The sequence below is a fragment of the Rhodanobacter glycinis genome (assembly GCF_006438785.1).
Taxonomy (GTDB): domain Bacteria; phylum Pseudomonadota; class Gammaproteobacteria; order Xanthomonadales; family Rhodanobacteraceae; genus Rhodanobacter; species Rhodanobacter glycinis_A.
Window position 1 is genome coordinate 541,861 of sequence record NZ_RCZB01000003.1, and the last position, 16,667, is coordinate 558,527.

The window sequence follows — 16,667 nt, forward strand, 5'->3', positions numbered from 1 at the left end:
TATAGCGGTTGCGCCAGCGTCCCGCGGCTCAGCTCGCCGATTTGCGGCGCCGGGGCGGTGCGGTTGTCGGCGTCAGGCCGGCCAGTAGCAGGTCGAGCAACTGGGCAAACGCGGCATCCTCGCCCGGCGTGTTCCACAAGTGGGCCATGCCGGGGTAGTGGAAGCGCGAGGTGGCGTCGAAGATCGCCAGCGCGGTGGCCTGCGCATCCACCTTGCGGAAGTCGCCGCTTTTCACGCCGGCGGCGACGATCGTTTCGATCTGCCCCAGCAGGTGTTCGACATGCTCGCCGACCACCTCGCGCGCGTCGGCCGCCAGCGCGCTATAGGTGGCGAACAGTTCGGGTTCGCCCAGAACCTTGTTGCGCTTGATGTCGCGCAGCGCAGTCAGCCATTGACGAAGCCGGGCCGGTGGCGCGGTACGACTGGTGGCGATGGCATCAAGCGGCGCCATGACCCGTTCCAGCCAGCCGCGCAGCACCGCATCGCGCAGTGCCACCTTGCTGGCGAAATGGCGATACACGCTGCCGTGGCTGACTCCGAGTGCCTGCGCCACATCGACCACGGTGGCCTTGCCGGGACCGTAGCGGCGCAACACCTCCTCGGCCGCGGCGAGGATGCGTTCGGGAGTCAGTGCGGAGTCGTTCATGCTGCTGATTCAAGCACGTCGAGACCGGCGCTGACGAGTTCGTCGACCACGTAGCCCAGCGGAATGCGGCCGCGTACGTGCTCCGTCGTGCCGTTTTCGAAACCGATCCAGCCGCTGTTGAAGCCATCCAGCATGGCGATGCGCGGGCCGGTGCGGTCGGCCGGCATGCCCTCGTCCTCGAAGCGCGCCGCCCACTGTTCGCGCTGCACCGTGGCCGTCTCGACGTCATGCTCAAGCACCGCCGCCAGCGCCTGCGCCATGTCGAGCGGGCTGTAGCGCCGCGGCCCTTCCAGTTCGATCACCCGGCGACCGAACCATGTTTCGACGAGCGTGCTGGCGATGGTGCGGCCTATGTCGTCGGTGGAAACCATCGGTATCGCGCGATCGAGCGGTTGCAGATGACTGACGAGGCGACCTTGGTGTTGCGCCAACGCCACGTCCCAGCGGATGTTCTCCATGAACCACGCAGCGCGCACGTGGGCGCGCGGGAGCGGCAGCGTGTCGAGCGCGCTTTCCAGCAGATGCAGCTGGGTGATCAGGCCCAGGTCCCGATCATGCTGGGCGCCGATCGACGACAGTGCCACGACCTTCGGCGGCTGCGCCTGGCGCAGTGCCGCGATCAGTGTCTGCACCAGCGCGCGCGGTTCGGCGAAATCGGGGCTGGGCGCGAAGTTGGCCGGCAACATGGCGAACACGCCGTCGACGTCGCTGAACGCGGCGGCCAGTGCATGCGCGTCGGACCAGTCGGCGACGGCGATCTCGGCGCCGCGCGCGGCCCAGGTCGCAGCCTTCGCCTTGTCGCGCACGATGGCGCGCACGCGCTGGCCGTTGTCCAGCAAATGCCTAGCGGTGGCGCTGCCGACCTGGCCGGTGATGCCCATGATGGCGTACATGTGATGCTCCTTGGAAAGGGGGAGAGGTGTCTGCTTCAGCGTGCGTCGCGTTCGCTGTCGAGCATGGCCATTTGCGCGGTGGCGTAACGATCGCCCGCCGCTGCATCGGGCGGTACGGCGCGCTCGATCGTGGCAAGGTCGTCGCCGGTGAGGGTTACCTGCAATGCGCCCAGTGCTTCGTTCAATCGTTCGCGCGTGCGGGCGCCGACCAGCGGCACGATGTCGTCGCCACGCGCCAGCACCCAGGCGATCGCCAGCTGCGCCACGCTGCAGCCGCGTGCGTCGGCGAGTCCGCGCAGCACGTCGACCAGTTGCAGGTTGTGTTCGAGGTTGTCGCCCTGGAAGCGTGGGCTGTGCTGGCGGAAGTCGCGTGCGTCGGTGCCGTGGTTCTTCGTCCAGTGGCCGCTGATCAGTCCGCGCGACAGCACGCCGTAGGCGGTGACGGCGATGCCCAGTTCGCGGCAGGCGGGCAGGATCGCGTCCTCGATGCCGCGCGAAATCAGCGAGTACTCGATCTGCAGGTCGGCCACCGGCAGCACGGCATGCGCGCGGCGGATGGTTTCTGCGCCCACTTCTGACAGGCCCAGGTGGCGCACGTAACCGGCCTGCACCAGCTCGGCAATCGCGCCTACGGTGTCCTCGATCGACACATTCGGATCCAGCCGGGCCGGGCGGTAGACGTCGATGTAGTCGGTACGCAGGCGTTTCAGCGAATACGCCAGCGCGGTCTTCACCGCGGCGGGGCGGGAGTCGTAGCCCAGCCAGGCGCCATCCGGGCCGCGCTGGGCACCGAACTTCACGCTGAGCTGGTAGCTGTCGCGCGGCCGGCCGGCCAGCGCCTCGCCCAGCAGCAGTTCGTTGTCGCCCATGCCGTAGAAATCGCCGGTGTCGAGCAGGGTGATGCCGGCATCCAGCGCGGCATGCACGGTGGCGATGCCTTCGCTGCGGTCGGCCTTGCCGTAGAGATCGGACATGCCCATGCAGCCGAGGCCGAGGGCGGAAACCTGCGGGCCGTTATGGCCCAGGGTGTGATGTTTCATGGTGGCTCGCCTGCGTGGGGTTGGAAGTTGATAGTAGATATTTGAATGACAGATTTCAATATCTGTCATTCAAATATCTGCGTGAGCGCCCTGCCGGGCACCCCATCGGTGGTCCGGAGTGCCCGTCGGGGCTACACTTCGGGACTTCCCCGCCCGCCCTTTACGAGGTCAGAATGTTCCCCAAGGACTGCACGATTGCCGGTTATGACGACGAACTGGCCAGGGCCATCGCCGATGAAGGCCAGCGCCAGGAAGATCACGTCGAGCTGATCGCCTCGGAGAACTACGCCAGCCCGCGGGTGATGGAAGCGCAGGGCTCCAAGCTCACCAACAAGTACGCCGAAGGCTATCCGGGCAAGCGCTACTACGGCGGCTGCGAGTACGTGGACATCGCCGAGAAGCTCGCGATCGAACGGCTGAAGCAGCTGTTCGATTGCGATTACGCCAACGTGCAGCCGCACTCCGGCTCGCAGGCTAACCAGGCGGTGTACCTGGCGCTGCTGCAGCCGGGCGACACGATCCTCGGCATGAGTCTCGCGCATGGCGGCCATCTCACCCACGGTGCCAAGGTCAATATTTCCGGCAAGCTGTTCAACGCGGTGCAGTACGGCGTCGACGAGAACGGCTTGATCGATTATGACGAAGTGCAGCGCCTGGCCACCGAGCACCAGCCGAAGATGCTGGTCGGCGGCTTCAGCGCCTACTCGCAGGTGGTGGACTGGGCGCGCATGCGCCAGATCGCCGATTCGGTCGGCGCGCTGTTCTTCGTCGACATGGCCCATGTCGCCGGTCTGGTCGCCGCCGGCGTGTACCCGAGCCCGCTGCCGCACGCGCACGTGGTCACCTCGACCACGCACAAGACGCTGCGCGGCCCGCGCGGCGGCATCATCGTGGCCAGCCATGCCGGAATGGGGCCGGCGGGCGAAGAGATCGAGAAGAAGCTGCAGTCGATCGTGTTCCCCGGCATCCAGGGCGGCCCGTTGATGCACGTGATCGCAGCCAAGGCTGTCGCGTTCAAAGAAGCGCTGGAGCCGGCGTTTACCACTTACCAGACCCAGGTGGTGAAGAACGCCAAGGCGATGGCCAAGACTTTCATGGCACGCGGCTACAAGATCGTCTCCGGTGGCACCGAGAACCATCTGATGCTGGTCGACATGATCGGCAAGGACGTCACCGGCAAAGCCGCCGAGGAGGCGCTCGGCAAGGCGCATATCACCGTCAACAAGAATGCGGTGCCGAACGACCCGCGCAAGCCCTTCGTCACCTCCGGCCTGCGCGTGGGTACGCCGGCCGTCACCACCCGCGGCTACATGGAAACGGACGTGACCGAGTTGGCCAACTGGATCTGCGACGTGCTGGATGCACCGGGTGACGAGGCGGTGATCGCCCGTGTTCGCGACGCGGTGACGGCGCAGTGCAAGAAATTCCCGGTTTACGGCTGAGTCGCCGGCATGCACGCCCTGCAGGTCGGATTGATCGGCGACCACAGCGATGAGGTGGTCGCCCATCGCGCCATTCCGTTGGCGTTGGACATGGCGGCCGCTGCCTGCGGCGTGACGGTCGAGCCGGTCTGGATACCGACCGACCAGGTCGGTGATGGCGCTGCGCTGGCGGAGTTCGACGGACTCTGGTGCGTGCCGGCCAGTCCGTATCGCAGCATGGAAGGCGCTCTCGCGGCGATCCGTGTGGCGCGCGAGCGGCACGTCCCGTTCCTGGGCACCTGCGGCGGTTTCCAGCATGCCGTGATCGAATATGCGCGCAACGTGCTTGGCTGGGCCGACGCCGAGCATGCCGAGACGGCACCACAAGCTCGGCGCCAGGTGATTGTGCCGCTGCTGTGCGCGCTGGTCGAGGTGACCGATGCGGTGCATCTGGTCGAGGGCTCCCGGCTGGCGCGGGCCTATGGCGTCGATGCGATCACCGAGGGTTATCACTGCAGCTACGGCTTGAGTCCCGACTTCCGTGAGGCGCTTGCGGATGGTCCGCTGCGGATCTGTGCCGTGGACGATGCGGGCGATGTACGTGGTGTCGAACTGGAGGGCCACCCGTTCTTCGTCGCCACCCTGTTCCAGCATGAGCGAGGTGCCTTGCAGGGGCGGTTGCCGCCTGCTGTGCGTGCTTTCGTGCAGACGATGGTTGACACTTACTGACCATGCATTGCCCCTTCTGCCAGCACGAAGACACCCGCGTGATCGACTCACGGCTGACCGAGGATGGCAGCAGCGTGCGTCGTCGGCGTGAATGCGAGCAGTGTGGCGAGCGCTTCAACACGTTCGAGACGGCGGAGCTGAAGTTGCCGACGATCGTGAAGAGTGGTGAGCGGCGCGAGGTGTTCGACGAGCGCAAGCTGCGGGTGAGTTTCGAGCGTGCCTTGCAGAAGCGGCCGGTGGCCAGCGAAAACGTCGATGCCTCCGTGCGCGCCATCATCAACGACCTGCGGCGCAGCGGCGAGCGCGAAGTACCGTCGCGCCAGCTCGGCGAACTGGTGATGCGTGAGCTGAAGAATCTCGACCAGGTTGCCTACGTGCGCTTCGCTTCTGTCTACCGCAAATTCGAGGACGTGCAGGCGTTCCGCGAGGAGATCGAGAAGCTGGAGCGTGATCTGCCGGGGCTGGAGAGCCTGCAGCTTTCGCTGCTCGGCGAAGGCGACGCAAGGCGCGGCAAGAAGAACTGATTCCTGCGGCGTCACCTCATTCGGGCGCATCTGCCAGAATGTTGCGCATGTCCACGACCCCGCCATTTTTCAGCGCACTCGATCACCAGCACATGGCGCACGCCCTGCGTCTGGCCGAGCGTGGCTTCTACACGACCCAGCCGAATCCGCGCGTCGGTTGCGTGATCGCACAGGGTGACGAGGTCGTCGGTATGGGCTTCCATCAGCGTGCCGGCGAGCCGCATGCCGAGGTGTACGCGTTGCGTGAAGCCGGCGCGCGTGCACGGGACGCCACGGCTTACGTCACGCTGGAACCGTGTGCGCATCACGGGCGCACGCCGCCGTGTGCGGAGGCGCTGATTGCCGCGGGCGTGGCGCGTGTCGTGGTCGCGGCGGAGGATCCATTTCCGCAGGTCGATGGTCGTGGCACGGCCAGGTTGCGTGCCGCCGGCATCACTGTCGACATCGGCCTGCTGCGCGATGCTGCGCGCGAGTTGAACATCGGTTTCTTCAGCCGGATCGAGCGCGGCCGTCCGTTCGTGCGGGTGAAACTGGCGATGAGTCTGGACGGCCGCACTGCACTGGCCAACGGCGAGTCGAAGTGGATCACCGGCGAAGCCGCACGCGCCGACGTACAGCGCTGGCGCGCGCGCAGCTCGGCGATCCTCAGCGGCAACGGCACCGTGCTGGCCGACGACCCGCGGCTCACCGTGCGGCTGCTGCAAGACGAGGAGTTCACGCCGCCGCTGCGGGTGATCCTCGATCGCCAGCTGCGTACGCAGGCCGGCAGCCAGGTGCTGGATGGCTCGACACCGACGCTGGTGCTGCATGGTGCAGCCGGATTCTGTGCCGACAACCGTTTCGAGCGGGTTGAACGGATGGCGGTGGCCACGCAGAACGATGCGCTCGACCTGCGCGCCGTACTTGCCCTGCTGGCGGGCCGCGGCTGCAACGAGGTGCATGTGGAAGCCGGTCCGACTTTGTGCGGCGCGCTGTTTGCGGCCGGTCTGGTCGACGAATTGCTGCTGTACATCGCACCATTGCTGCTGGGCGACAGTGCGCGCCCGTTGTTGCACCTGCCCACGCTCAGCGACATGGCGAGGCGCTGGCAGTTGCGGGTGATCGACCAGCGCCAGCTCGGTGCGGACTGGCGGCTGCAACTGCGTCCCGCCTGAGTCTGGCGTTGTGCGCACTGGCGAACGCTGCATTCCCCCGATGGCGGTCGGCTGTCTCGCGTGTCGGTGCTAGACTGCGCCAGCCGGCCAAACCGGCAAACATCACATAGCGTCTTCAGGGCGGGGCGAAACTCCCCACCGGCGGTAGGTTGAAGGGTCAACGCCCGACAACGAGCCCGCGAGCGCCCCGGTCGATTCCGCGAGGAGAAGCCGGGGGTCAGCAGATCCGGTCAGATGCCGGAGCCGACGGTTGGAAGCTGGCGACAGTTTCCTCACAGTCCGGATAAAGAGAAGACGGCGGGGTGGACGCCATACGGCGTATGCCTGGCCTCATGCCTTGGGGCGTTTTTCGCAGTTTCTGACGCGGGAAACGTTTCATGAAATCGATTCTGAGCATTGCGAACGTCCCCCTCCTGCCGGAGGTGCGCTGATGTTTACCGGCATCATTCAGTCCGTTGGCCGCATCGCGCGGCTTGAGCCGCGTGGCGGCGACGTGCGGCTGGTCGTCGATACGGCCGGTCTCGACATTGCCGACGTGCAGCTGGGTGACTCGATCGCCGTGTCCGGCGTGTGCCTCACCGCGGTTACGCTGGAACCGCGCGGGTTCAGCGCAGACGTTTCCAACGAGACGCTGTCGCTCACGTCGCTGGGCAAGTTGAAGGCTGGCGATCCGGTGAATCTCGAGAAGGCGCTGCGCCTGGCCGACCGCCTCGGCGGCCATCTGGTCTCCGGCCATGTCGACGGTCTCGGCAAGGTGGTGTCGATCGCGCCCGATGGTCGTTCGCAGCGCTGGACGTTCGAGGTGACCGCTGCGATCTCACGCTATATCGCGGCGAAGGGCTCGGTCTGCATCGACGGCACCAGCCTCACCGTCAACGAGGTCGTCGGCCATCGCTTCGGCGTCAACCTGATTCCGCATACGGTCGAGCACACTGCGTTCCACGCGCGCCGCGTGGGTGACGCGGTGAACATCGAGGTGGACGTGATTGCACGCTACATCGAGCGACTGCTTTCCAGCGGCGAGACACCGCGGCTGGACGAGGCGTTTCTCAAGCAGCATGGCTTCGCCTGACTGGAACCCCTCTCCCGACGGGAGAGGGGCAGGGGTGAGGGTTCGGGCGAAACATGCTGCCCGGCTCCGCCCGAATCCTCATCCGCCCCTTCGGGGCACCTTCTCCCAAAGGGAGAAGGGAACCACAGAACGGACCTGCATCATGCCTTTCAACACCATCCCCGAAATCCTCGAAGACATCCGCGCCGGCCGCATGGTCGTCATCCTCGACGACGAGGATCGCGAAAACGAAGGCGACCTGATCATGGCCGCCGAGAAGGTGCGCGCCGAGGACATCAACTTCATGGTGCGCGAGGCGCGCGGCCTGGTCTGCGTCACGCTGACCGAACAGCGCACGCGCCAGCTCGGCCTGCGCCCGATGGTCAGCGACAACACCTCGTCCTACCACACCAACTTCACCGTCTCGATCGAGGCGGCCGAGGGGGTTACCACCGGCATCTCGGCGCACGATCGCGCGCGCACGATCCAGGTGGCGGTGAAGGCCGATGCGAAGCCGCAGGATCTGGCGCAACCCGGCCACATCTTTCCGCTCACCGCGCAGCCGGGCGGTGTGCTGACTCGCGCCGGTCATACCGAGGCCGGTTGCGATCTGGCCGCGCTGGCCGGGCTGGAGCCGTCGGCGGTACTGATCGAAGTGCTGCACGAGGACGGCTCGATGGCGCGCCGTCCGGAGCTGGAAATCTTCGCAGCGAAACATGGCCTGAAGATCGGCTCGATCGCCGACCTGATCCGCTACCGGCTGGAAACCGAAAAGACCGTGCAGCGCGTGCACGAGGAAGAGGTGCAGACCGAGTTCGGCACGTTCCGGCTGTACGCGTATCGCGACGCGATCCGCCGCGGCCTGCACTTCGCGCTGGTGCGCGGCACGGTCGACGATGGCGCACCGGTGCTGTCGCGCGTGCACGTGCGCAACACCCTGTCCGACGTGCTGCATCTGCAGCGCGACGACCTTGGCCTCACCGTGACATCGGCATTGCGCCGGATCGCCGACGAGGATCGTGGCGTGCTGCTGGTGCTGTCCGGCGAGGACACACCCGAAGCGCTGCTGGCCCGGCTGCAGCGCCAGCCCAGCACCCAGGCGCCGGAAGATGCGCAGCAGCAGGAGTGGCGCCAGCTGGGCCTCGGCGCGCAGATGCTGGCCGATCTGGGCGTGCATCGGCTGCGCGTGCTCGGTACGCCGCGCAAGCTGGTCGGCCTGGCCGGCTTCGGGCTGGAAGTAGTCGAATACGTCTGATCCGCCACTCCCGCGCCACCACGGTGCCATGCGGTGGTGGCTCCGTCACCGCATAATCCGCTGACTTCCTGTCGACCAAGCCCATGCCTGAAACCCGTATCCGCCTGATCGCCCCTTCCGGCTATCCGCACGACCGCGCCGCCATGACGCGCGGGGTGGAGCGGTTGCGTGAAGCGGGATGCGTGGTGGAGGGCCTGGAGGTGCTCGAACGAACCGAGCTGCGTTTCGCTGGCAGCGATCTTGAGCGCGCAGCCGACATCAATGCGCTGGCCGCCATCGGCACGCTGCCGGATGTGGCGCTGGTAACCCGTGGTGGTTACGGGGCCTCGCGCCTGCTGCAGCATCTGCACTACGACGCCTTGCGCGAACGTCTGGCCGATGAGCCCGTCCTGCTGGTCGGGCATAGCGATTTCACGGCCCTGCAGCTGGCGCTCTACGCAAAGAGCGGCCTGCGCACGTTCAGCGGGCCGTTGCTGGCGGATCTGGGGGCGGAATCGTGCACGGCCTACACCTGGCATCATTTCTGGGGCACGCTGACGTCGTCGGCGTCGACGGCAACGTGGTCGGCCACGACAACGGCCGAGGTGGATGTGCAGGGCCCGCTGTGGGGCGGCAATCTCGCTGTGCTGTGCAGCCTGCTCGGCACGCCGTATTTCCCGCAGATCGAGGGCGGCATCCTGTTCGTCGAGGATGTCGGCGAACCGCCGTTCCGCATCGAGCGTCTGCTGTATCAGCTGCATCTGTCCGGCGTGCTCGCCCGCCAGCGCGCGCTGGTGCTGGGCGATTTCAGTCATTGCCGGCCCGGTGCGCGTGACAACGGCTACGATCTGGCCGCGGCGTTCGCGCAGGTCCGCGCCGTGGCGAACATTCCGGTGGTCGATGGCATGCCGCACGGACACGCCGCCAAGCAGCTCACCTTGCCGTTCGCTGCACCGGCACGGTTGCGCGTGGCGGATGGTCAGGCGCGGCTGGATTTCACCGGTTATCCGCACCTGGATCGTGCCGTGCCGGTCAGCACTGCCGAAAACCCGTAAAATGGACGGTCAGCATGGGCCGAGTGTCCGCCGAGGAAGAACGCAATGAAGATCATCGAAGGCGATTTCGCCACGCCGAAAGGCCGTTTTGCCATAGTCGCCGGCCGTTTCAACGGCTTCGTTGTCGAGCCGCTGGTGGCTGGTGCGCGGGATGTGCTGGTGCGCCACGGCGTGAAGGACGACGCGATCGATCTGATCCGCGTGCCGGGCGCGTGGGAGATCGCGCTGGCCGCGCACAAACTGGCGAACTCCGGCAAGTACGCGGCGGTGATCGCGCTGGGCGCGGTGATTCGCGGTTCCACGCCGCATTTCGATTTCGTCGCCGGCGAGTGCGCCAAGGGCCTGGCGAAAGCCGCGCTGGATTCCGGCGTGCCGGTGGCATTCGGCGTGCTCACCACCGACAGCATCGAGCAGGCGATCGAGCGCTCCGGCACCAAGGCCGGCAACAAGGGCGCGGATGCCGCCATCGCCGCGCTGGAAATGGTCAACCTGTACGGGAAGCTGGCATGAGCCAGCATCCGCAGGGTTTCGACATGCAGGCACGTTCGCGTGCCCGCCGCCGCGCATTGCAGGCGCTGTACGCGTGGCAGATGAGCGGCAGCCACATGAACGCGGTGATCGATCAGTTCCGCCACGAGCAGGACATGGAAGTGGCCGACCTCGAATATTTCGAGGATCTGCTGCACGGCGTGGAGACCAACGTCGATGCACTCGACGAAGCCCTGCGTCCGCACATCGACCGCGAAGTGGCACAGATCGATCCGATCGAGCGCGCCGCGCTGCGCCTCGCTGCCTACGAACTGAAATTCCGCCCCGATGTGCCGTACCGGGTGGTGATCAACGAGGCGATCGAAGTCACCAAGCGCTTCGGCGCCGATCATGGCCACAGTTACGTCAACGGCGTGCTGGACAAGCTGGCCGACACCCTGCGCGCGATCGAGAAACAGCACGGCCGCTGAGCTGCGGTTCCGTTTGCGGATTCATTGCCAGCCCGGAGCGTCATGGAATTCCGACTGATTGAGCGCATCCGCGAACTCACCGCGCAACCGCGTGACGACGTGCGCATCGGCATCGGCGATGACGCCGCCGTGCTGGCGGTGCCGGCCGGACAGGAGCTCGCCGTCGCGATCGACACGCTGGTCGAGGGTGTGCATTTTCCACGCGGCACCGCTGCCGCCGACATCGGCTGGAAAGCGCTGGCGGTAAACCTGTCCGACCTGGCGGCGATGGGTGCAAGCCCGGCGTGGGCGCTGCTGGCACTGACCTTGCCTGATGCCGACGCCGCTTTCGTCGAAGGCCTTGCCGAAGGTTTTGCGAAGCTGGCGCAGCCACATCGGCTGGCACTGGTCGGCGGTGACACCACGCGGGGACCGCTGAGCATCAGCGTGGCCGTGCATGGTTTCGTGCCGCCGGGCAAGGCGCTTGTGCGCAGCGGCGCGCGCGTCGGCGACGCGGTGCTGGTTACTGGCACGCTCGGCGATGCCGCCGCCGGCCTGCACGCGCTGCAGCCGCCGCTGCGCGATGACGACCCTCGCGCCAGCCTGCGCGAGTTCCTGATCGAGCGGCTCAACCGTCCGACACCGCGGCTGGCGGCGGGTACCGCCTTGCGTGGGCAGGCGAGTGCCTGCATCGATATCTCCGATGGCCTGCTTGCCGATCTCGGCCATGTCTGTGTGGCCAGCGGCGTGGGCGCGGAGATCGACGCCGCCTTGTTGCCGCGTTCGTCGGCGCTGATGGCGCTGTACGACGAAGCCGGCGCGCTGCAGTTCGCGCTCAGCGGCGGCGACGATTACGAATTGTGCTTCACCGTGCCCGCGCAGCGACTGGCCGATGTGCAGGCCGATCTGTCGCGACTGGGCTGCGGCGTGACCCGGATCGGGCGCATCGTGGAAGGCGCCGGTGTGCGCGTGCGCGGCACCGATGGCGAGTGGCTGACCACGGATCGGGCGGGTTGGGAGCATTTCGCATGAACGCGAAGAAAAGCCTCAGTGGCGATCAGCGCCGCGTCTTGCTGGCCACGCCGGCCGGCTGGCTCGCCTGCGGCTTCGGTTCGGGCCTGGCTCCTGTTGCACAAGGCACGTTCGGTTCGCTGGCGGCGCTGCTGCCATGGCTGCTGCTGCGCGAATTGTCAGGGCCGCTGTACGTGGCCGTGTTGCTGATCGGTTTCGGCATCGGCGTGTGGGCATGCGACGTGGCCGGTCGCGCGCTCGGCGTGGACGATCACCGCAGCCTGGTGTGGGACGAATTCATCGGCCAGTGGACCGCGCTGCTCCCCTTGCTGGTTCCCGCATTGCTGCCGGCCAGCGGTTTCCGGTGGTGGATGCTGGCCGCCGGCTTCGCACTGTTCCGCCTGTTCGACGTGTGGAAGCCGTGGCCGATCAGCTGGCTCGACCGGCGCGTGAAAGGCGGCATGGGTGTGATGATCGACGACGTGGTTGCCGGTATCTTCGCCGCCGTGGTGCTGGCATGCGGACTGCATTTTCTGTCGTAGCATCGCGCACAGGATGTGCTCCCGCCTGGACGAGTGGGTTCACGTCGATGCCGGGCTTCCCGCGGCGGCGCTGATGCAGCGCAGCCCGCGCAGAGTCGTTTCGACCGCCCGATCCAGTCCGGTATGCGGCTCGCTACCGAGGAACGCAACCAGCCTGCCATTGTCCAGCTGCAGCGGCTGCCGCCACAGATAGCGCATCTCGCGCAGTTCGCGAAATAGCGTCACGAACGGGGAGGCGAGTGTCGCCAGCCACCAGGGGAAGGCACGAGCCGGAAGCGTCGGATTGTCCACGGCGCGGCGGACAGCATCGGTCATGGCGTTGCCATCGATCCAGTGGCCAGCGAAGTGGAAGCGTTCGAACACGGCCAGTTCGTTCTCGCGTTCCAGCAGACGCGCCACGGTTTCGCCGACGTCGGGCAGGTAGGCCCAGGCGTGGCGCAGCTCGCGCTCGCCCGGATAACTCATCGAGTGCGCCGGCTGGCCCGGCTTTACCATGGCTGCGAACCAGTTGTTGCCGGCGTGCGGGCCGAAGAAGTCGCCGCAACGCAGGATCAGCGAGCGCACGCCGTCGGCCGACGCCTGTTGCAGACGACGTTCCAGCTCCACCCGGATCGCGCCCTTGCGGGTCAGCGGATGCTGCGGCGAATCCTCGCGCAGCAGCGGCAGCGCGTCGGGGCCGTAGTTGTAGACGGTGCCGGGCAGCACGATCCGCGCACCGGCGGTGCGCGCAGCCGCGATGGTGTTGTCCAGCATCGGCAGCACCAGCTTGTGCCAGTCGCGATAGCCCGGCGGATTGACCGCGTGAACGATCACGTCGACACCGCGCGCTGCCTGTGTCACGTCGGCGGCGTTCATGGCGTCACCCGTGCGCCATTCGATGTCCGTCGATAGCCGTGGCTGCGCGGCATTGCGCACCAATGCGCGCACTTCCCAGCCGCGGCGCAGCAGGGCGGCGGCGATCTCGCCGCCGGCGCCGCCGGTGGCTCCCAGGATCAAAGCAATACGTGGCTTGTTCATGGACGTTCTCCTTTCTAAGGTGGGTCCAGCATGACCTTGGCGTGGCTCGATGAAAATTCGCCATGATCGAACTTCTGCTATACATAAATGCATGACGACGAACGAACCCGGATGGGACCTGTATCGCTCTTTTCTCGCGGTCATGCGCGAGGGCAGCCTGTCCGCCGCCGCACGCGCGCTGGGCATGACCCAGCCCAGCCTTGGGCGGCATATGCGGCAGCTGGAAACGGAGCTGGGCGTGGCGTTGTTCGCTCGTTCGCCGCAGGGTCTTGCGCCAACCGAAAACGCGCACGAACTGGTGCCGCACGCGCAGGCGATGGCCGCGGCTTCGGCAGCGCTGCGGCGCGTGGCATCCGCCAGCAATCATGAAATCCGCGGCGTGGTGCGCCTGACCTGCAGCGAAGTGGTGGGTGCCGAAGTGTTGCCGCCGATGCTGGCGGCGTTCCGGCGGCAGCATCCCGGCATCGTCATCGAGCTGTCGCTGTCCAACCAGTCCGAGGATCTGCTGCGCAAGGATGCGGACATCGCCGTGCGCATGCTGCGCCCCGCACAGACTGCCCTGGTCGCGCGCCGCATCGGCGGCATTCCGCTAGGCCTGCACGCGCATCGCTCCTACCTCAAGACGTACGGCCGCCCCCTGACGGTGGCGGATCTGCAGCAGCATGCCCTGATCGGCTTCGATCGCGAAACGCCCGCACTGCGTGCCTTGCGCAGCCGGTTGCCGTTCTCGCGCGAGGACTTCGCCCTGCGCACCGACAACGACCTCGCCCAGCTGGCAGCGATCCGCGCCGGCTTCGGCATCGGCGTCTGCCAGTGCCCAATTGCTAGGCGCGATCGTGAGCTGGTGCACTTGCTGCCGGACGCGTTTGCGCTCGAACTCGACACCTGGTTGGTGATGCATGAGGACCTGCGTGCGAGTCGACGAGTGCGATTGCTTTACGACTATTTGGTGCAGGCGCTTGGTGCTTACGTGGGTGGTCAGGCTTGACGGGTATCGGGAACGGGTCGAGGTGTTAGGCGACGATAACCAGCGCAGCCACGCCTAGCGCGTCGCCCATCGTTAGCATGTGCCCAGGCGAAGGGACTGCGCGACGTGTACGGCAATGGCCAGGGCGATCCCGATGGCAAGCAGCCAGGTGGGGAGTTTCTGCAGGTGGTGCCTCATCAATTGCTTTCCCATGTCGCCAGGGTGAAATGCAGGTCGCCTACGCCGACGTCACCGCTCTCCAGCATGCGGAAACCGGTGCTGACCAGAAGCTCGTGCACTTCTTCCACCTTGACGGAGCCATGGCGATGAAGATGCGCCACCCACCCCATGCGCCGGCGTGCCGGCGGATGGAAGTCGGTTATGAGAACGCGTCCGCCGGGCTTGAGCACTCGTGCTATCTCGCTTGCACATGCGCGCCGAAGTGGCCGCGGCAGATGATGGAGCATCAAGGTGCTGAACACGACGTCGAAGCTGCGTTCCTGAAACGGTAGCGCTTCCACCGTGGCGATCCGGAAGTCCACCGGTACGCGGCGCCTTTGCGCCTTGCGCGAGGCTTGCTCGATCATTTCCTTCGATGCATCGATACCGTGTACCGTGCCGCCCGCGTCCACGCGGGCCTTCGCGGCGAGCGCAAGAGAGCCCGTTCCGCAGCCCACATCGAGGATCGTCTCGTCGGGAGCCAACCTCGCCAGCTCGATGAACCGCTCGTGCAATGCGCCCCCATGTCCGAGCGTCAGCAGTCGCGCGACGAAGTCGTAGTAGCGCGGTTGATCCACGAGAAGAGTTATGACGCCATCGTGGTGAAGGAGATCCTTGCGCGTGCGAACGTGGCGCGATCGACCTTCTATGCACATTTCGACGGCAAGGAGGAACTTCTGCTCAGCAGCATCCGGTACGTGCTTGCCGCTGCACGCGATCAGTTGTCCGAATTGTCCGATCCGGTCGACCAGCTGCTTTATTTCAGCCTGCCTGTTCTGCAGCATATCGAGGCACGCCGCCAGCAGGCACCCGCCGATGCCCCGCGGTCTGGCCATCGGCAAGTTCATCGGCGTCTTGAAAGGCTACTGCTCGAACGGGTCGAAGCCGATATCCGGCGATCGTCGCTCGATCGGGCCATGCCGCCCGAACTGGTGGCGAAACACCTTGTCACCACGTTCCTCGGGGTCATCGACTGGTGGCTGCACCGCCGGCCGGCCCCGAGTGCGTGCGAAGCCGATGACGCATACCGAGCACTGGTGGAGCCCGTCCTGCGCAAGAACCGCTGTGCTTGATCAGTGGCTTTGAGCTTCCAGCACGATGCGGTAGCGCGCCTTGCCGTCCGCGAGGTGCTTCAGCGCCTCGTTGACCTTCGCCATCGGGAACATTTCGACTTGCGGGCGGATGTCGTGGCGTGCGGCGAAGTCCAGCATGCGGGCGATGTCGACCGGGGAGCCGGTGGGCGAGCCGGAGACTTCCCGCTGCTTGCCGATCAGGCTGAATGCCGGTACCGGGATCGGTTCCAGCACCACGCCGACCACGTGCATGCGACCCTTCGGCGCCAGCGTATTGAGCAGCGCGCTCCAGTCCATCGATACGTTGACGGTGATCAGCAGCAGGTCGAGCGAGCCGGCGATGGCCTTGATCGCCGCCGCGTCGCGGCTGGCGACCACCTGATGCGCGCCGAAGCTGCGCGCCTCGTCGGCCTTGGCCGCGGTGGAAGTGAACGCGGTGACTTCGCAACCCCATGCGGCAGCAAACTTCACTGCCATGTGACCGAGCCCGCCGATACCGACTACGCCGATGCGCGCGGTGGGTTTGATGTCGTAGGCAAGAAACGGTTTCAGCACGGTGATGCCGCCGCACAGCAGTGGGCCGGCGCTGGCCAGGTCGATGCCTTCGGGCAGCGGAATCGTCCATGCCCAGTGTGCGCGCAGCTTGTCGGCGAAGCCGCCGTGGCGGCCGCCGATGGTCGCCACCGATTGTGCGCACAGGTTCTGGTCGCCGGACAGGCACGGGCGGCAGTGCATGCAGCTTTCGGCGGTCCAGCCGATGCCGACGCGCTGTCCGATCGTCAGGCCCTTCGCCTGTGCACCCAGGGCGGTGACCCGGCCGACTACCTCGTGGCCGGGGATGAACGGGTAAGCCGAGCCGCCCCATTCGTTGTTGATCATCGACAAGTCGGAATGGCAGACGCCGCAGTAGTCGACCGCCACCTCGACTTCCTCGACGCCCAGTTCGCCCACGTCGAACGTGGTCAGCTCGAGCGGTTTCCCGGCGGCAGTGGCGGCCCAGCCTGTAATCGTGGACATGTTGAACTCCGTGGTTGGGGGGGATGCCAGATTACGCCGATGCATCGACGACGGCAGCCGCGCATGGTTCCGGCATTGGACGCGGCAACATGACTGTTGGCATGCTGGTGGTCTTCCCCAGCACAGGAGCATCCCC

General features: G+C 66.4%; 19 protein-coding genes and 1 riboswitch. Of the genes, 13 read left to right on the top strand and 6 right to left on the bottom strand.

The features are described from left to right. Positions 1–28: 28 nt before the first annotated feature. Genes EAH75_RS13005 through EAH75_RS13015 form a run of 3 tightly spaced genes read right to left on the bottom strand, consistent with a single transcriptional unit; the run spans position 29 to position 2,579 of the window. Positions 29–646: a TetR family transcriptional regulator gene (locus EAH75_RS13005; protein WP_140805740.1), complete on the bottom strand. Its 618-nt coding sequence runs from the start codon at positions 644–646 to the stop codon at positions 29–31. Beyond that, positions 643–1,539 carry an NAD(P)H-binding protein gene (locus tag EAH75_RS13010; RefSeq protein WP_140805742.1) on the bottom strand — a complete coding sequence of 299 codons (897 nt, stop codon included), beginning with the start codon at positions 1,537–1,539 and terminating at the stop codon, positions 643–645. The genes EAH75_RS13005 and EAH75_RS13010 overlap by 4 nt, the downstream gene beginning before the upstream one ends. A gap of 35 nt (positions 1,540–1,574) precedes the next feature. Then, positions 1,575–2,579, bottom strand: a complete 1,005-nt coding sequence (locus tag EAH75_RS13015) for an aldo/keto reductase (RefSeq protein ID WP_140652083.1) — start codon at positions 2,577–2,579, stop codon at positions 1,575–1,577. Between the two features lie 173 nt (positions 2,580–2,752). Between EAH75_RS13015 and glyA the strand changes: the two genes are divergently transcribed. The 11 genes from glyA (at position 2,753) to EAH75_RS13070 (ending at position 12,238) form a co-directional block, all read left to right on the top strand. After that, positions 2,753–4,021, top strand: a complete 1,269-nt coding sequence (gene glyA / locus EAH75_RS13020) for a serine hydroxymethyltransferase (RefSeq protein WP_140652085.1) — start codon at positions 2,753–2,755, stop codon at positions 4,019–4,021. Positions 4,022–4,030: 9 nt separating this feature from the next. Next, on the top strand, positions 4,031–4,729 hold the full coding sequence (locus EAH75_RS13025; protein WP_140652087.1) for a CTP synthase C-terminal region-related (seleno)protein: 699 nt from the start codon (positions 4,031–4,033) through the stop codon (positions 4,727–4,729). Positions 4,730–4,731: 2 nt separating this feature from the next. After that, a complete protein-coding gene (nrdR, locus tag EAH75_RS13030) occupies positions 4,732–5,253 on the top strand; it encodes a transcriptional regulator NrdR (protein WP_140652089.1) in 522 nt (173 codons plus the stop codon). Positions 5,254–5,345: 92 nt separating this feature from the next. After that, positions 5,346–6,407: a bifunctional diaminohydroxyphosphoribosylaminopyrimidine deaminase/5-amino-6-(5-phosphoribosylamino)uracil reductase RibD gene (ribD, locus tag EAH75_RS13035; RefSeq protein WP_140652467.1), complete on the top strand. Its 1,062-nt coding sequence runs from the start codon at positions 5,346–5,348 to the stop codon at positions 6,405–6,407. 107 nt (positions 6,408–6,514) lie between these two features. Next, positions 6,515–6,707: riboswitch (FMN riboswitch) on the top strand. A 130-nt stretch (positions 6,708–6,837) separates the two neighbouring features. After that, positions 6,838–7,479, top strand: coding sequence for a riboflavin synthase (locus tag EAH75_RS13040; RefSeq protein WP_140652091.1), 642 nt, complete (start codon positions 6,838–6,840; stop codon positions 7,477–7,479). A 142-nt stretch (positions 7,480–7,621) separates the two neighbouring features. Beyond that, on the top strand, positions 7,622–8,713 hold the full coding sequence (gene ribBA, locus EAH75_RS13045) for a bifunctional 3,4-dihydroxy-2-butanone-4-phosphate synthase/GTP cyclohydrolase II (protein ID WP_140652093.1): 1,092 nt from the start codon (positions 7,622–7,624) through the stop codon (positions 8,711–8,713). Positions 8,714–8,796: 83 nt separating this feature from the next. Beyond that, on the top strand, positions 8,797–9,747 hold the full coding sequence (gene ldcA / locus EAH75_RS13050; RefSeq protein WP_140652095.1) for a muramoyltetrapeptide carboxypeptidase: 951 nt from the start codon (positions 8,797–8,799) through the stop codon (positions 9,745–9,747). Between the two features lie 45 nt (positions 9,748–9,792). Further along, positions 9,793–10,257: a 6,7-dimethyl-8-ribityllumazine synthase gene (gene ribH / locus EAH75_RS13055; protein WP_140652097.1), complete on the top strand. Its 465-nt coding sequence runs from the start codon at positions 9,793–9,795 to the stop codon at positions 10,255–10,257. Then, positions 10,254–10,706, top strand: coding sequence for a transcription antitermination factor NusB (nusB, locus tag EAH75_RS13060; RefSeq protein WP_140652099.1), 453 nt, complete (start codon positions 10,254–10,256; stop codon positions 10,704–10,706). Before ribH ends, nusB begins: the two co-directional genes overlap by 4 nt. Before the next feature lie 42 nt (positions 10,707–10,748). Next, the gene (thiL, locus tag EAH75_RS13065) at positions 10,749–11,717 is read left to right on the top strand and encodes a thiamine-phosphate kinase (protein WP_140652101.1); all 969 of its coding nucleotides are present in this window, start codon (positions 10,749–10,751) and stop codon (positions 11,715–11,717) included. After that, positions 11,714–12,238 carry a phosphatidylglycerophosphatase A family protein gene (locus EAH75_RS13070; RefSeq protein ID WP_140652103.1) on the top strand — a complete coding sequence of 175 codons (525 nt, stop codon included), beginning with the start codon at positions 11,714–11,716 and terminating at the stop codon, positions 12,236–12,238. Before thiL ends, EAH75_RS13070 begins: the two co-directional genes overlap by 4 nt. Before the next feature lie 39 nt (positions 12,239–12,277). On the opposite strand, the gene EAH75_RS13075 is transcribed toward EAH75_RS13070, so the two are convergent. Continuing rightward, positions 12,278–13,255 carry an NAD-dependent epimerase/dehydratase family protein gene (locus tag EAH75_RS13075; RefSeq protein ID WP_140652105.1) on the bottom strand — a complete coding sequence of 326 codons (978 nt, stop codon included), beginning with the start codon at positions 13,253–13,255 and terminating at the stop codon, positions 12,278–12,280. Between the two features lie 91 nt (positions 13,256–13,346). On the opposite strand from EAH75_RS13075, the gene EAH75_RS13080 reads away from it, so the two are divergent. Further along, positions 13,347–14,243: a LysR family transcriptional regulator gene (locus EAH75_RS13080; RefSeq protein ID WP_140652107.1), complete on the top strand. Its 897-nt coding sequence runs from the start codon at positions 13,347–13,349 to the stop codon at positions 14,241–14,243. Positions 14,244–14,419: 176 nt separating this feature from the next. On the opposite strand, the gene EAH75_RS13085 is transcribed toward EAH75_RS13080, so the two are convergent. Further along, positions 14,420–15,019: a class I SAM-dependent methyltransferase gene (locus tag EAH75_RS13085; RefSeq protein WP_161596205.1), complete on the bottom strand. Its 600-nt coding sequence runs from the start codon at positions 15,017–15,019 to the stop codon at positions 14,420–14,422. Positions 15,020–15,040: 21 nt separating this feature from the next. Between EAH75_RS13085 and EAH75_RS13090 the strand changes: the two genes are divergently transcribed. Further along, positions 15,041–15,514 (top strand): TetR/AcrR family transcriptional regulator, encoded by a 474-nt coding sequence (locus EAH75_RS13090; RefSeq protein WP_161596303.1) that lies wholly within the window; start codon positions 15,041–15,043, stop codon positions 15,512–15,514. Here EAH75_RS13090 and ahr read toward each other — a convergent pair whose 3' ends face one another. Then, on the bottom strand, positions 15,515–16,531 hold the full coding sequence (gene ahr, locus EAH75_RS13095; protein WP_140805746.1) for an NADPH-dependent aldehyde reductase Ahr: 1,017 nt from the start codon (positions 16,529–16,531) through the stop codon (positions 15,515–15,517). Positions 16,532–16,667: the final 136 nt, after the last annotated feature.